The 16,682-nt window shown below is 38.5% G+C and carries 8 protein-coding genes; 5 read left to right on the top strand and 3 right to left on the bottom strand.

The genetic code is table 11. The features are described from left to right. Window positions 1-44: 44 nt before the first annotated feature. From RGQ13_RS08120 to RGQ13_RS08140, 5 genes are all read left to right on the top strand, one after another. A complete protein-coding gene (locus RGQ13_RS08120) occupies window positions 45-3,134 on the top strand; it encodes a TonB-dependent receptor plug domain-containing protein (RefSeq protein WP_348393052.1) in 3,090 nt (1,029 codons plus the stop codon). 83 nt (window positions 3,135-3,217) lie between these two features. Beyond that, window positions 3,218-6,466: a leucine-rich repeat domain-containing protein gene (locus RGQ13_RS08125; protein ID WP_348393053.1), complete on the top strand. Its 3,249-nt coding sequence runs from the start codon at window positions 3,218-3,220 to the stop codon at window positions 6,464-6,466. A 265-nt stretch (window positions 6,467-6,731) separates the two neighbouring features. Next, window positions 6,732-9,263 (top strand): leucine-rich repeat domain-containing protein, encoded by a 2,532-nt coding sequence (locus RGQ13_RS08130; RefSeq protein ID WP_348393054.1) that lies wholly within the window; start codon window positions 6,732-6,734, stop codon window positions 9,261-9,263. Window positions 9,264-10,106: 843 nt separating this feature from the next. After that, complete coding sequence (locus tag RGQ13_RS08135) at window positions 10,107-10,295, top strand: hypothetical protein (RefSeq protein ID WP_348393055.1); 189 nt, start codon at window positions 10,107-10,109, stop codon at window positions 10,293-10,295. Window positions 10,296-10,387: 92 nt separating this feature from the next. Then, entirely contained in the window at window positions 10,388-11,446 is a 1,059-nt protein-coding gene (locus RGQ13_RS08140) for a hypothetical protein (protein WP_348393056.1), read from the top strand. A gap of 685 nt (window positions 11,447-12,131) precedes the next feature. Here the strand turns inward: RGQ13_RS08140 and RGQ13_RS08145 are convergent. From RGQ13_RS08145 to RGQ13_RS08155, 3 genes are all read right to left on the bottom strand, one after another. Beyond that, the gene (locus tag RGQ13_RS08145) at window positions 12,132-13,187 is read right to left on the bottom strand and encodes a hypothetical protein (protein ID WP_348393057.1); all 1,056 of its coding nucleotides are present in this window, start codon (window positions 13,185-13,187) and stop codon (window positions 12,132-12,134) included. A gap of 83 nt (window positions 13,188-13,270) precedes the next feature. Beyond that, a complete protein-coding gene (locus tag RGQ13_RS08150) occupies window positions 13,271-13,864 on the bottom strand; it encodes an Lcl C-terminal domain-containing protein (protein WP_348393058.1) in 594 nt (197 codons plus the stop codon). Continuing rightward, on the bottom strand, window positions 13,864-16,608 hold the full coding sequence (locus RGQ13_RS08155; RefSeq protein ID WP_348393059.1) for an Lcl C-terminal domain-containing protein: 2,745 nt from the start codon (window positions 16,606-16,608) through the stop codon (window positions 13,864-13,866). The genes RGQ13_RS08150 and RGQ13_RS08155 overlap by 1 nt, the downstream gene beginning before the upstream one ends. Window positions 16,609-16,682: the final 74 nt, after the last annotated feature.

Raw genomic sequence — 16,682 nt, forward strand, 5'->3', positions numbered from 1 at the left:
GCGTTGAAACAAAGATAAAAATATTATTCAGGTTGGAAACTATCGTGAAAAAATTAAGTATATTAACTACCAGTATTCGTAGCGCTCTTATTGTCGGTATGATCGGCAGTGTCAATGCCTACGCCGTACAGGAAGAAGACGTTGCAGTAACAACGGTTGCGCAAGTTGAAATTGAAGAAGTTGTTGAAGAAGAGAGTGACGTTGAACGCATTGAAGTTACTGGATCTCGTATTAAACAAATCGACTTTGAAGGACCAAGCCCAGTAACGGTAATTAGCGCTGCAGAATTGCAAGCCAAAGGTTTTGCTACGGCGTTTGATGCATTAAAAGATTTAACCTCAAATACCGGTACCACCCAAGGTGCTGAATCGGCTGCTACTGGTGGTTTTACACCAAACGCACAAACGGTAAGTTTACGTGGTTTAGGCAATAATCAGGTGCTAATTCTAGTGAATGGTCGCCGTATGGCTGATTACCCAAGCCCTTATAATGGCCAGGGTAACTTTGTTAACTTGTCGGCAATTCCTGCGGTAGCCATTGAACGCATTGAAGTGTTAACCGCTGGTGCATCGGCTATATATGGTTCAGATGCGGTTGCTGGTGTTATGAACATTATCACTAAAAAAGATGTTGAAGATACGACCGTAGCTATTAAAGGTGGTGTTACCACTGAAGGCGGCGGTGAAGAAGGGCGTTTTCAAATTGTTTCTGGCATAAGTGATAACAATTACAGCTTAACCGGCGCACTTGAATTTCAAACCCAAAAGAAAATTTTAGCTTCCGATCGTAAATGGATGGACAGTGTCGAAGATGGTCCTGCAGGTCATACCTATTTAGACCGTGGTATCGTAGTTGTTGACGAATTAGCTCGCTATGAAGGTTTTTACCGCAATGATGAAGAGTATTTTGATGATGAAGATGAGTTTCTTCGTCCAGCTCGTTACATTTCACCAGCAAATAGTGCTTGTCAAAACTCTGGCACCGGCTATATCCCAACCGATCGAATAGATAACGAAGGTGAAGATGATGAATACAACTGGGGCGATTACTGTGGTACAGACAACACAGGTACGCGCACCATTCGTAATAACCGTGACACAGTGTCGGCTTATTTAAGTGGTATTTATGACTTAACCGACGATGTTTCAGTATTCGCCGATGTACTTTACTCATACCAGGAAGCAGAGTATCGAAGCGGTTTTCATTACTTCAATGAAGAAATGATGATTGATGTTAGTGAAGACGGTACTGGCGAAAATGACAGCAATTTATTGCCTCTAGAAAATGACGGCTTTGCCGGCACCGGTGTTGAAGACTGGAAGTGGGTGACTCATCAACGTTTCTTTTCTGAAGATGAAATTGGCTTTAAAGACGGTAATGTTGAAGATACCTCGTTAATGGTGAATGTTGGCCTTAAAGGTGTTGTTCTTGATGAGTATGACTGGGAACTAACTTTCAGCCGCAGTGATAACCAAAGTGACAGTTATTCAACCCAGTTAAAAGAAGAGCAAGTTAAAAAGTATTTCTTAGGTACACAGCATGACATCAGTTTTGGTGATGCCGTATTTCGTGGTTACGATGGCGTAAATACTATCGGTTTGTATGATCCTTTATCAGAGCAAGCGAAAGCAGATTTAGCCGGTACTCAATGGCAAGCGTCTGAGTCATATTCAAACGCGGTAAGCGCTGTTATTTCAGGCGTAGCCTGGGAGATGGATCATGGTGATGCGATGTTTGCTGCAGTGCTTGAATGGAATGAGCAAGGCTATGACATGATGTTGGACGACCGTACATTAGCCAAAGAAGATGAAAATGGCTACCGTGAAGGTTGGTATAACTTAACCGGCAGTATTGGTGGCGGTGATCGTTCTCGCTACGCCGTTGGTCTTGAATTACAAATTCCGGTTACCGAGCAAATTTTAGCGTCTTTAGCGGGCCGTTATGATGAATATGAAGATGGCACTACTGATATTGGTGGTCGTTTTACCCCGCAAGTAGGGCTTAGCTATACACCGATAGATAGCCTGTTATTACGTGGTACGTGGGGAACAAGTTTTAAAGCGCCAGATATGCACCGTGTGTTTGCTGAAGAAGGTGGTTACTACACCAACGCTGCCGATATTGTTGGTTGTGAGGTTGCTTACTATGAAGGTCTTAAAGACGAAGACGGTGAATTCCCTGATGACCTTGATCCGGTAGATGATAAGTTTGACTTGGACAATTCACAATGTGGCGCGCAATCTATTAAAGGTAGTACCGCTGGCTCTAAAACCTTAAAAGAAGAAGAAGGTACTTCTTATGGTTTAGGGTTGGTTTGGGAAGCAACTGAAGATCTAAACATTACTGTTGACTGGTATAAAATTGAAATTGAACAACTTGTTATCAGCGAAAGCTTACAAGGCGTACTAGTCAATGAGTTTTACTGTCAGGACCGTAGCGATGAAGATTTATACCCTGATTTTGCCGACCAAAACGATCGTCCAGATATCGAACCTGGCTCTGCATTTTGTCAAAACAACAGTGATAAAATCATTGATGATGTAGACGATTGGGCTAATGTTGGACCATTTGGTCGTGAAATTAGCTCTGTATTTACTTCACATGAAAATGCCGCCAAGCAAATGGTTGAAGGCATCGATGCTAAGGTTAACTATAAACTAGAAACCAGCTCTGGTGATTTCTTCCTAAACCTTGGCTGGACTCACACTCTAGACTCTAGCTATCAGGCGACTGAAGATGGCGAAGAAGTTCACACTCGTGACCTTTGGTGGAACTCAGCAGCACGCTCGGTAATGAATGGTTCATTAACTTGGATGCAAAATGACTATTCATTAACACTAAGTGGTCGTCGTGTTGGCTCTACGCCAATTATGAATCCGCCGAAGGAGTTTGGTGATGAAAACAGTTACTTTTATGAAAGAGTACAACGAGTTGATCCTTACTACACCTTTAACTTAACTGGCGGTTGGGCTGTTTATAACAACTTATTTGTTTCTGCCCAAGTGGTTAACCTATTTAATCCACGTCCACCAAAAGATCAAACAGCATACAGCTGGCCATATTTCAATGGTGGTGCCTATGGTGGTGCAGCAGTAGGACGTACTGTATCTGCTGAATTGAGTTATAAATTCTAATCATAGAGTAAGCCAAATAGAGCAGGCAAAATGTTTGCCTGCTCAAATAAGTTACTGTGAATAAATTAATAGTGAGAAGCCTAATGGCCAATTATAAAAACATGTTTAAGAGTTCAAGCTTAAGCTTGCTAGTTGCATCGGTATTACTGACCGGTTGTGGCGGCGATGACGCGGCAGAGTTAAGCGTTGAAAAGTTTGACCCAACCGTTTCAATAGAAACAAAAGCGTTGTCTATTTTTGAACGCGAAGAAGTGGTATTAAATGCCGATGCATTTGATAAAAATGGCACAATTGTAAGTTATGAATGGACAATTACCAATCCTAACCAAGCACCGATCACCTTAGCAGGTGCTGATACTAAACAAGTGAGTTTTACTACACCTGAAGTTACTTATGGTGATGAAAATCTTGAATATAAAATTAAAGTAACTGTTACCGATGATGAAGGTAATACCGTACAAGACAGTGTTAACGTTACAAATAAGCCGATCGTTGAAGAAGTTAAACTTTACGGCCAAGTAAAATATATTATTCAACCTATCATTACCGCCTATGTAGGTGATCAGGTAATCACCATTGAAGATAGTAAAAGTTATTCCGATGGTATTTATGATTTTGATCTAATTGTTGATGAAAACAACGTTGATGAGATGATCAAATTAGTGGTTAATGGCCGTGAATCGATTACTTCAAGTACCGGTATAGTGGTACATGTTGGTCAGCAAAATGTTGAGTATGTATCGTTATTGCCAAACATCAAAACCTTGCAAAGTCGTCATGGCGCGAACGAAGCCCTAGAAAGTTTCGAAGAATTTGGTCTTAATATCAATGCTATGACTACGGCACAATTTGTGTTGGCAACTGAGCTAGCTAAATCGCAACTAAGCGCTGAAGTTGAGCCAAGCTTAGCCGATATTTTCGCATTACTACCAATATTCAATGGTGAAGTAGCAGTAGTTGATGGCGGTCGTCATTATGATGCATTAACGCTTGCGGCGATAATTCATAGCTTGATCTCCCTAGAAGGTGAAGAAACGTTAGCCACTATTCCTGAGGAAATGAAAACTACGCTTGAGTATGTATCGCAATCAATGTCAACATCTTCAGTAGCAGCATTAAAAGCTAAGATTGTTAACGCCATTGGTTTAGAACGTTTTACTGAAATCGGTATACAAATTGGTGAAGATGGCAACTACGTTAAAGTGCGTGATACCGATTTTGATGGCAAACTTGATAATGTAGACGACGATATCGACGGTGATGGTGTTTATAATTTACCTGACTCTTTACCCAAAGATTTTGCCCCATATGACAGCGAACGTTCAAGCCCTGTATTTGCTGACCTATTCTGGGGAAAAGATGGTCATGATGGTCACTTACTACATTGTATTTTCAAAAGTCAAAGTGAGAAGGTTACCTGGAATTTTAGTGATTCTGAGTCGAGCCTAAGTAGAGATTATTTCGAGAGTAAATTGCTTAATGAAATTGAGGTTATTGACTGCACGGGTGAACCTGCTACAACAGACCTTGAACATCTACAGTATTTCACCAGTCTTAAATTTCTTGCTTTACCTGACACCGATATATCTGTTATCCCTGATATTACAGTTTGGTCACAAATGACCGAATTAGAATATCTCGATTTATCAAATGCTAAAATTACTGACTTTTCAGTTATTGCTAATTTCACTAAGTTAACAACGTTGAAATTAGCCAGAAATGCTTTAATTGACTTAGGCTTTTTGCAAAATTTAGCCAATGTTGAAGTGTTAGATTTATCGGGTAATTTACTTTCTAACATTGAAAAACTGGCAAGCTTTAACCAGTTAACTGAGCTTACGTTATCAAATAATGATATTACTACTGTCGCAGGTGTCGAATCATTTACCGGCTTAACTCAGTTAAAATTAGACAATAATAACTTATCAGATTTGCCAAGCTTGGCAGGTTTAAATGAGTTAAGTGTTTTTAAAGTTGATAACAATCAAATTGGCGTACTACCTGAGTTTTCAACAAGTGCGGTATTGACGGAATTAGCAATTCATAATAATGAAATTGTTGATTTAACTCCAATCGCCGGATTCAATACACTAACGACACTGAATTTAGATCACAATAAAATTGTCTCGCTTGACTCGTTGACCAGCTTTACTGAATTAACGCAATTAACAGCAAATAACAATGCAATAAATGACATTAGTGAGTTAGTTAACTTAACTCTGTTAAGTACTCTTTCTCTAAATAATAACCAAATAACTGATCTTAGTTCCTTAGCAGGACTAGAAGATCTGACTACATTAAATTTAACCAATAACAACATTGCTGATATTAGCTCATTAGCTAATGTAAGCATTAAAGATAAGTTGCTATTAGATACTAATTTATTAATTGATATTACTGCCATTTTAGCTTGGGCAGAACTGCCTGAATATATGGATTTACGTGCCAATAGCATTAGTTGTGAAGACGATGCTAGTCTAAAAGAGTTAGCAGATGTTGATACTTACGTGAAAGATGCTGAGGGTAATATTATTAAAATTATCACGCACACTTACTTTGGTGACTGTATCGAGAAATTGATTCCTACACATAAGCCGTTTTCAAATACTTCTCTATTAGATGTTTTTGATGCAGGAGCAGTGCAAGAAGGTGGTGATTATGAGTATTTAAATGGTGGAATGAAAGAGTCATTCAATGAGCACGTTAGTTGTTTGTACTATGAATTAACTATGTATGCGCCAATCTGTGTGAATAGTCCAATGAACCAAGGTGGAGGTTTACTCTGTTATGCGGTTAACAATGACGAGTTAGATGCTTATCGCTTAGATCCTGATACTCATGTTAAAGATAAAGATGCTACACAAATGTTTTGTGTAAACCCATTTATTGAAGAGTTTTCTATTGCCTTTGACATACATAGAGAGTCGGCTGCCGCGTATCAACCTGGCCAGCCATTTGTAGATGACTTCAGTAAACGCCATATTATGAACTTGCTTAACAGCCATCATAGGGAAGTTAATATTAATGCAGAAGGTTATTCAGACCTTAATTCGTGTGCATTACAAGAAAGCGGTGACTATGTGTGTACCATGACCAGTAAGCGCTTTTCTCAGCCGGTGACCTGGTTACAAGATAATGAACATGGCGGCTTTCCTGAATGTTCTGGTTTAGCTGAAACCACTATTGCTACCTGTCGTCCAAGGTTTTTGGCACCTGAGAATGTTGATAAATATGACTTCACTTTAGATATCAGTGAAGCGGCAAGAACCTACATTCCACGTGTAGAATTTGTACCTGAATGTGGTACGCAACAATCATCGTGTGAACAATAAATTTAAACATTAATAATGACAAACAAGGCTTGCACTGGAAACAGTGCAAGCCTTTTTGGTTCAGCGATTAAAAGTTTTATGTAAATCTTTTGTGTATTTATTGTATCGATTTCTTTGAAAATTTAATGTTCAGTTTATTGTAAATGTTTTTCTGGTTAGCTATTTATAGTGTTTAACATTGGAAAAATAGTGTTGCATCTATGAATGTCGAGACACTATTTTATTAAATTCAATGGTTTATGTAGATGGATTTAACGGGAAAACTATGTCTAACAATGTAAATTTCAACAGGATTGCTTTAACTTTAATTACCTCTTTAATGCTTACCGCCTGTGGCGGAGGCGGAGGAGGGGGCTCTGAACCAACTCCTGAGCCTCCAGCTCAGCAAGCTCCGGTGGACTCAGATGGTGACGGCTTTAGCAATGATGATGAAACGGCCGCGGGCTCTGATCCTGAAAATGCTAACAGCACACCGAATGATATTGATGGCGATAGCTTTAACAATGACGATGAAACGGCCGCAGGCTCTGACCCGTCAAATGCTAATAGCACACCGAATGATATTGATGGCGATAGCTTTAACAACGACGATGAAACGGCTGCAGGCTCTGATCTAACAAATACTAGCAGCATTCCAAATGACATTGATGGTGACGGCTTTAGCAATGATGATGAAACAGCAGCAGGCTCTGAATCTACAAATATAAATAGTACACCTGAAGATATTGATGGAGATGGCTCACCAAATAAAGAGGACTTAGATGATGATAATGATGGTGTAACTGACATTGATGAGTTATCAGCTAATACTAATCCTTTTGATGCTAGTGATTTTCCAACTGATATAGACAATGATGGCACCTTCGATTACAAAGATGATGATATTGATGGTGACGGCTTTGCTAATTCTGATGAAAGTAACAATGAAACAGACCCATACGATCCACAATCAGAACCGTTAAATGATGTTGACGGCGATAAAATATCTGATCTGAACGATGATGATATTGATGGCGACGGCGTTTATAATTTACCCGATTCTTTACCGAGAGATTTTGCCCCGTATGATAGCGAACGCTCAATGCCGGTACTTGCCGATTTGAACTGGGGCACAAATGGCACGAATGGTACATTGTTAACATGTATTATGAGCAATGTTCCCGATGAGCAAAGGAGCGAGTTTTTTGAACAGCGATTGCTTAACAGCATCGAAACAATTGATTGCTCACTGACAAATGTGACTGAAGATTTTAACAATCTGCAATACTTTACTGGACTTAAAACCTTAATATTACCAAGCAGCGATTTTGTAGATCTTTCCGTATTGGCGTCAATGACAGAATTAGAAAATCTCGATTTATCAAACGCTGGGGCTACAGACTTCACTATTATTGCTAACTTAACGCAGTTAACGTCATTAAATTTGGCCGCAAATGGGTTAACTAACCTAGATTTTTTGGTTAACTTAGCCAATGTAGAACTGCTGAATTTATCGAATAACGATATTTCAAGTATTGAAGCATTAGCTAATTTTACTGGTTTAACCGAGTTAAGTTTGTCTAACAATAACTTAGAAAGTGTCTCTGGAATTGAATCGTTTACCGGTTTAACCAAGCTAGAGCTAGACAGCAATAACTTAATAACCTTACCAAGCTTAGCCGGGCTAACAGAGTTATCTGCTGACAATAACGAAATAAGTGACCTTGGTAACTTAGGAAGTTCTGATAAATTAATCACACTTTCGTTAAGCAATAATCAAATAACTGATATTTCAGCGCTGGCACAATTATCATCGTTAACAACATTAACTTTAACCAACAATAATATTGCTGATATTAGTGCTTTAGCCAATTTAAGGATAGCGGATAAACTCCTACTAGATGCTAATTTATTAACTGATATCTCCAGTATTCTAGCCTGGACCGAGCTACCTAAATTTATTGACCTTCGCGAGAACCAAATCAGTTGCCAAGATGGGGCCAGTTTAAAAGCGTTAGCAGATATTGACACTGTTGTTAAAGATCAAGATGGCAATACGATTGAAGTTATAACGCACACTTATTTTGGTGATTGTGTTGAAGTATTAATAGCTACCCACAGTCCATTTTCAAGCATCGCACTCCTAGATTTTTTTGAAGCAGCAAGTGTTGTTGAAGGGGGCGAGTATGAGTATTTAAATGGCGCAATGAAAGAGTCAAATGGTGAACATGTTAATTGTTTATATTATGAATTAACCATGCATGCGCCGGTATGTTGGAATAGTCCTATGAATCAAGGCGGTGGAGCAGAGTGTTTTGCCGTTAATAATGACGAATTAAGCGCTTATTTACTCAACCCTGATACTTATGTAGCACAGGCTAACTCCACGCAAATGTTTTGCGATAATCAAATCATCGATGAGTTTTCGATTGGTTTTGATTTGCATAAAGAATCAGCCCCTTCATATCAACCAGGGCAGCCTTTTGTTGATGATTTTACTAAACGACATATTATGACTTTGCTTAACAGCCACCATAGAGAAGTCAATTTTGATGGCCGCTATGCTCAGCTTAATAGTTGTGCTCCAATAGCAGATGGTGAATTTGAATGTACGATGACCAGTCTTCGTTTTTCTCAACCTGTTACTTGGACTCAAGATAATGATTATGGTGCATTTCCTGAGTGCTCAGGTCTAGCTGGTACAACTACTGCGACTTGTCGACCAAGGCTTTTAGCTCCAGAAAATGAAGAATTGTATGACTTTACATTAGATATAAGTGAAGCAGCAAGAACCTACATACCTCGTGAAGATTTTTAAGAGAACTGTGGGGCTCATTGTAACTAGTAGCTCCGAGAAGGTTAAGTAAAAAGGCTTGAAGTGTATAAACACTTCGAGCCTTTTTTCAAACGATAACTTTATAGATATATGCGAAAAGTGACGTGTTTTATGTTATATCGCTATCTTGTTTAAAACATATGAACTTTAAATCCAGAACAAGGCAAATTTTTAAACGTACAACATATAGCCCTTAACAAGTATGTGTAGGGTGTTAAATCATCATAGTGCAACTTAGTTAAATTGCTCTTCCATAAAACATTTTTTAAATGACTTACTCAGTTAATGTACATAGTTGGAGCTAATATCCAAACCATTGTTAAATGCTTCTCCTCATTAACGTTATAGCATAACTTTTCCCTTTATTCTAAATAACAGCTCTTCACTTTCTGGTTGTTATCTTTATAAACAAAGAAAAAAATATCAAGCTTAAAAATTCATTTGTTCGCAGGATAAGTTTTGTTTTGAACTAATTAAAGCTGTAAGAGACAAGACTGTTGTTCTGTTAGGTTTAAACGTGAAAACTATTATTTAAATTCAAAAGCTGGTCCTTTTTTTACAAAATACATGCATGTATAAGTGTTTTTATTTTACTTAACTTGTTGTTTTGTAAGGGATTGTATGTTTTTTTAAAGAATGTTGTATGTGGCTGTATTTATAAAGTGAGTTTTTTGTGTTTTGGGGTGGTTGTAAACGACTTTGGTCGCAGGTAATTATAGTTTCGAGCTTTGTTAAAGACATTTGTAAATGAAAACAGACACATTGTTTCTTTCATTTTTACAATGGATTTCAAAGGATACAAACGTACATTAACGGGAAACAACTATGACGACTAATGTGAAATTTAAAAGTTTAGCTACAGCAGTTATCGCTTCAGTTTTACTTACTGCCTGTGGCGGCGGTGGTGGCGGTTCATCTGAACCTAAAACTATCACTCCACCTCCTCCTCCAGCTGAAACTAAGCTAGTTTGGGACAGTGAAAGCGCAAAATGGAATGAAGTTGATTGGCAATAAAATAGCCAAGTATTCATTACCAAAATAAACAACAATAAAATTAATACTTATAAATTAATCTAAATAAAATAATAGATTCAAGGATATAAAACATGAAACTTAAATTAACAGCAGCAGCATTAGCCTTATCAATTGCATTACCAGCAGTAGCTGCAGACTTAGTTACATTTAACGCCGGTGAAGCAGCCGTAGCTGCCGACGTAAACTCAAACTTTACAGCAGTTGAGGCAGCTGCAGCTGCAGCACAAGCTTCAGCTGATGCAGCTACCGCTTCAGCAGCGACTAACGCAACAGCAATTACAGCTAATGCAACAGCAGCAGCAACTAACGCAACTGCAATTACAGATAATGCAACAACAGCAACAACTAATGCTTTAGCAATTACAGCTAACGCTGCAACAGCAGCAACAGCAGCAGTTGATAACACTACATTAATTACTGCTAACACAGACGCGTTAACAGCAGCTAAAGATGCTTTAGAAAGTTCAGTTGGTGCTAACTCTGCTACTGTTACTGCTAACACTGCAGCTATTGCTGCTAACACTGCAGAAATTGCATCAGTGGCATCTATGGCTGCTCCTACTTTTGTTATCACTGATAGCACGGGTGCTGAGTTTGCTACTGTACTTGCTATGCATGAAGATACGGTGACAATTCAACTAAATGACAGCGGTGTAGTAGCTACAGTTAATCTAATGTCTTTCCTTGGTCAAGATAGCAATTATAATGCCATTCTTGGTGCGAAAGTGACTGACATTAAAAGTGTGAGTACATTTACTATGTTTGAAGGTGCGGATTGTGATTCTTCTCAAACATTTACTATTGCATGGAAACAGGGTGCTTACTACCCTACGCCAGTTTGGGCTGAAGTTGGTGCTGGTCAAGTGTTAGGTTACGATGTTATTGAAGGTAAGGCAATAATCGCTACCTCAACTACTCCAAATTTAGTACAAGATTTTGCATCATATAAGAATAATGCCGGTGCAAATTGTGCGGCTTACGACGCGACTGATTATGAAGAAATTAGTTATAACTTTGCCTATGATGAAGATGCTCTTTTTCAATACATTGCACCTGACATGAATGGTGGAGATGAAGTTGCATTGAATACGACTACATTCCCAGCACCTTATTCTATCGTTGCTAAGTAACTACTAATGTAAGTTCCTGACTATTTCATTATTAGTCAGGCTTTACGGTAAAAGACTTCCTTCGGGAAGTCTTTTTTGCATATAATTTAACTGTGATTGTATATTCCACTTAATTTCATGTTGTTAATTACCTTCCGTGTTTGATTAACCTCCAAATCCATTAAACACTCAAAATTAGTATTGTGATCATTCTTGCTATTATGATTTTTATTGTAACGTTCTTTGTGAGTTTTGAGCGCGTTAATTCAGTGCGAAAAGATATAGTGATTTTCCAAACTTTTCTAGCCTCCTATAAGGCACGTTGTAACTTCAATTTCAGGTGTGTATATGCAAAGGAATCCGTATCCTTAAAAGTTCAAAGTCAAAGTAGTTAGCATGCCACACAGAGCACAATTATTCAGTTGCTCAGTTCTGTGATCGCTTAGTCATTGTATAAAAACGTTATATCAGTAGCGTAGCAAATGATTAGATAAGCCTAAATCATCAGAACTATATGGCAACGGTTATTGAGCTTTTCTTTTGGTCGATGGATAAAATATGGACGAGTATTGGCTGTCGGAGTATGCTCATAACTGTTTTACAGTGCCAAGCAAAGTGTAGGGTTGAAAGTATCAATAAAACGATAGTATTAAAATAAAAATGCCATCGTTATGATGGCATTTTTGATAACCTGATGACCGAGTATTTATTCAGTGACAAACTTAAAAGGTGAAGGGTGAGTAGCATGATCAATTTCAATAAATTGAACGCTGCCTCCAGCCTCCAATGAAACAGAACGTTTAACAATACCGGTATCACTCGAAACTTCTTCAACCATCAAATAGTTATTGCCAAGTGTTGATGCATTGTCAGTACAGGTTGAATTTGGAGTCCTGTAGCTGCTGAAACTTACGTTACTTACATAATTTTTATTAGTCATGTAAATGGCAGGGTTTGATTGGTTACCATCGTAACCTTCAACATGAAAAGCTAGTACGCCTTCACCATAAATATGTTCAGCCGATATTGGTGACATTCTATAAAAGTTATCAATGATATTTTGTGAAAGTCGATCTGGTGCAACATATGCTGTTCCTTTACAGCCCTCTTCAGCAAAATAGACTGTGGTTTGTCTAACATTTAAAAGTGTTGGATGAATATTCACTCTCACAGGTGAATCGCCTGCTAGAGGGGCTCTATCACTTACGTTATAAGCTTCTAATGTTGAGCTAACAACTAAACCATTACTTTTTAATACGATGGTATAAGTGCCATCTGTATTGCCTTTTACGATAGTACCGAATTCAACATCGTTAGCGTCGTAGACCTTAACGCGCGGTTGTGAGGCTGCAACTATTGCATCTATTCTATTAACGTTTTGTATGATCTTACTGTCATTGTTTGATATTGCCGTAGAATTAAAACCCACTGCTGATGTTACGTCATCCAAAGCTAACTCTACAGCTGAATTTGTTTCAGTAGCATCAGCAACCATAGCTTTAACACTTTCAGTTGTTGCTGAAACCACTGATAAACTTGCACTGACATCATCAGCCAATGCTTTAGCCGTTTCAGCTATTAATGTTGCTGTTTCAGCTGTTAATTTTGCTGTTTCAGCTGTTGTAGAAACAGCTGAAAAATTTGCATTAACATCAGCAGCCACAGCCTTTTCTCCGGCCTTAAATTGAACCAACTCTGCTTCGGCAAACGCAGGTAAGGCTATTGCCAACGTAAGTGCAGCGGTACTTATTCTTAATTTCATACTAATATCCCTTCTTATTTAGTTTTTATGTTTTTCTTCTCTTATTTGAGTCGTCGGAATGTATAACAACGCAATCAATTTATTTAATCATGTACAAAACGTATATGAACTTTACTGTCCTTTCTATGACGTGAAGATAAGCCTGTCATAAAATCAGTTGCAAATACGCTGCTATAGTCGGCTTTATCATAGACTCCTGGTAATAACGATATCGTTGGTGTAGAGCTCCAATAGGGTTGTTGACTTGATGCTACCGTATTGGGAAATACCTCACTATTAATGGCAGGGAAAGTACAGCCGCCTTCGATAATGGTATTGAGTTCTTTGATGTTTGGAACGCGCCAATGTGTCAAGTTATCAAGATCTTGGGTTGAGGCTGCAGTAAATGCAGCAGACCAAGTAACTAAGGTTGCGTTCCCTTCACATACCTGCGCTTGTGCATCCCATGCTTGGCCGTAGGTGCATCTTGACCATGTCAGACCCGTAATTTTATCCGTTGCGGTTGCGCCAGTATCACTATAGCTATAGCGAAAGCTTGGCGTAGTATGCGGTATAAAAGGGCTACACTCTTGTGATATTGGCGCAGTGCCACGATCCTGATCAGCTGCACTAACACCTAAGCTCGAAAATAAAGCGATCATTAGAAGGCTATTTTTACCTATTTTAATCTTTTTCATTATTTTTCACTCACTGTTCTAACTAATCTAAACTTCATTTTTGCATATCTCTTTTTAATACTTACCAATTCACCTGTTCTGAAGCTAACTAACCAGGTGTATACACCTGAACCATCAGTTGCAAAGCCTGGAATAGGGTTGGTATCAGCTGTTAGGTAAAACATAGATTCTGACGTATATGGGAAGAAGCGAGTATCAATCATAGGTGTTGTTTTGCCGTAATCAACCAATGAATGTAATTCAACCCGAGAGGGTAAGCGCCAGTCGCTAAAACCACATAATTTGCTTTCAGTATTTACTTTATTTACGACCTCTTCGGTGTTTAGGCAGATGTTCTGCGAGGTTGTGCAACTGGCATCATCTTCTATTCCTGCAAATTTTTCAGGATTAATCAGAGTGTCTAAATGTGAACCGCCATTGGTAAAATGATCAGTATTTCGCCAGTTAGCCGTATGCTGCCTGCCGTGTATATCGTCAGTGCTAGTAGAGTTTGTTTTAACTTCCCAAATAAGGCCTGTAACGTTGTCTTGTACACAGCTCCATGCTTGAGCGTTATGTGCTAATTCTTGTCCTTGGGAGTCGAGTTTAGTGAAAGAAAATCCGGCATAACCATCTTCTGCGATGTTTTCAAATTGATCTGCGTCTCTTCCTATATGAGCATCTTGCTCAGCAGGTATTTCATCAATATGCCCTTGATCATCACAAGGAACTTTATTGTTATGAGATCGAGATCCATCAAAGGCATAGTTTGCACATAATGTGATCCCTGTGTCATTGAGAGCCACCGGAGCAAGAGAAAGCTTAGGTAGAATAAATGCTGAAATTAAAGCCGTATTTTTAATGCTTCCCTCATTATTGTCATTACCTGAATCCGTAACTGTTAGTAAGAAAAGTAATTCAGTTGTGAATTCTACATCAGGGGCAGTAAAGGTAGGTGACAAGGTGGTTTCATTACTCAACAGAACTGGGATGTCGCTAGTAGGTGTTAAAGCTTCACCTTCCTTTGGTGATACGAAAACTTGCTGCCAGTGATAACGAGTGTTTTTATTGTCGTAGGTGCTGAGGTCATCTTCAAAATCTTCAACTTTTGCGTATAGTGTTGCAACCTCTGACGCGATAAATATTTGATCGGCAGTTAAACTGATTTCTGGCGGAGTATTTTCACTCGTAAGATTATTTAAAATAGTAAACGTTTGAGTTACCGTATCGGTATAAACAATCCCTGTTGTTGTGGTTAGTGTTGTGGTTAAGTTGATATCAATTAATCTATCTTCATCTACGCTGCCTAGAGTTAATAAAGACGTCGGTTCCGTAGGCGTTGCCAACTCTATATATTCAATATTTTCCGCGTTAGATAACGACCACTCATAGCTTTTATCAGCTACCTCTACCGTTGTATTATTTATACCGTAGCTTTGGATGTCACCAAGTAAATTTATTGTTCTTTTTTCGGTTAACCTGGCTATATGATTAATACTGTTATCATTATATTCGATGCTGACTTTGCTAGCTATACGCTCGTCGTCAGCATAAGGGAAATATTCGCTTACGGTTTCAAGAGAATAACCGTCTTGCTGATTAATAAATTTGGCTACACCATTTAACCAATCATTTAACGAAACGATTGCTAACTCGGATATCACCTTCGTTGTATTAAAGTCATATCTTGCTATTTTGTTCATAAATGGGTCATGACTTAAACTAAACACCCCCAAAGCATCATAAAGACTGTTGATAGTTAATTCTTTGGTAACTTTTGTGGCATTTAAACCATGTTTTATTTTTGCCTTCATTACCTTGGTAATAAGGCTAGTAAGCGGAGAGGCATAACATGATGTTTTGTCTTCACTGAAACATATGTTAGTAAGGTTACTATCAAAAGTTTGTGAATTAACTTTGCCGCTAGTTGACGTTATAGCAAAGCCATTCCTTAACGAGAAGGGGACTTCAATACTAAATTCTCCATCCGCATTGGTTTTATTTTTACCAAGTATTAGCCAGCTCCCCCCTGTAATGGAGTTTACGGCTATTGTAGCTTCTGCCAATGGTAATTTAGCACCTAGTGCTATATAACCACTGATAACAGGATTAACAGTTACGATTATTTTCGTGGTTGTAGTCGAACCTTCGTTATCTGTGGCGGTTACTGAAAATGCAAAAGGAGTTGGAGCTATAACGTCTGGCGCAATAAATGATGCTTTTTGTTGATCAGCGTCCATGATCTCTATGCCGCTTTCATCTAATGCCGACCAAGCATATAGGATACTTTCATCACCATTGCCTAATGTTTCAGCTGATAAGATTGCGGTGGTGTTTTCTGCAACGCTGAAATTATCTACATTTACTTGTGGTGAAATATCTAGTGCGTTAACAGTAATGCTAATATCATCGCTAGTTGATTTTTGTGTCTCTGTGTCGGTAATCGTTGCAGTAAATTTTAGTACGCGTTGGCCTTCAGCTAATAATATATCTGGAGAGGTAAATGATGCATTAAATTTATCTGTGCTTAATGCAATGTTCTGTTCATTCGGCTGAGACCATTCAATAGTTAAGCTATCAGGGTTACTTGGGTATGATACTTGCGCTTTAAGTTGTACTGGTTGTTGTTCGTTGATACTTTGAGAACCAACGATTTCAAACTCAGGTGCTTTAGTAGTTTGTGCTGTCTCAGGTTTGGAGTTACTAGCCCCTCCACCACAGGCAGACAGTAGTAATACTAGAGCCAATGTAACATGATTTCTCATATCTTCCTCTTCATGTAAATCATAGAATTTCTTGCAAGCAACTAATTCATAAGTAAGTTTTAACCCGAACAGGT

Source organism: Thalassotalea psychrophila (assembly GCF_031583595.1).
Taxonomy (GTDB): Bacteria; Pseudomonadota; Gammaproteobacteria; order Enterobacterales; family Alteromonadaceae; genus Thalassotalea_A; species Thalassotalea_A psychrophila.

Bases quoted from the DNA above. Each gene is read 5' to 3' on its own strand.
- RGQ13_RS08130 (WP_348393054.1), top strand. From the start codon at position 6,732: ATGTCTAACAATGTAAATTTCAACAGGATTGCTTTAACTTTAATTACC.
- RGQ13_RS08145 (WP_348393057.1), bottom strand. From the start codon at position 13,187: ATGAAATTAAGAATAAGTACCGCTGCACTTACGTTGGCAATAGCCTTA.
- RGQ13_RS08155 (WP_348393059.1), bottom strand. From the start codon at position 16,608: ATGAGAAATCATGTTACATTGGCTCTAGTATTACTACTGTCTGCCTGT.
- RGQ13_RS08140 (WP_348393056.1), top strand. From the start codon at position 10,388: ATGAAACTTAAATTAACAGCAGCAGCATTAGCCTTATCAATTGCATTA.
- RGQ13_RS08135 (WP_348393055.1), top strand. From the start codon at position 10,107: ATGACGACTAATGTGAAATTTAAAAGTTTAGCTACAGCAGTTATCGCT.
- RGQ13_RS08150 (WP_348393058.1), bottom strand. From the start codon at position 13,864: ATGAAAAAGATTAAAATAGGTAAAAATAGCCTTCTAATGATCGCTTTA.
- RGQ13_RS08125 (WP_348393053.1), top strand. From the start codon at position 3,218: ATGGCCAATTATAAAAACATGTTTAAGAGTTCAAGCTTAAGCTTGCTA.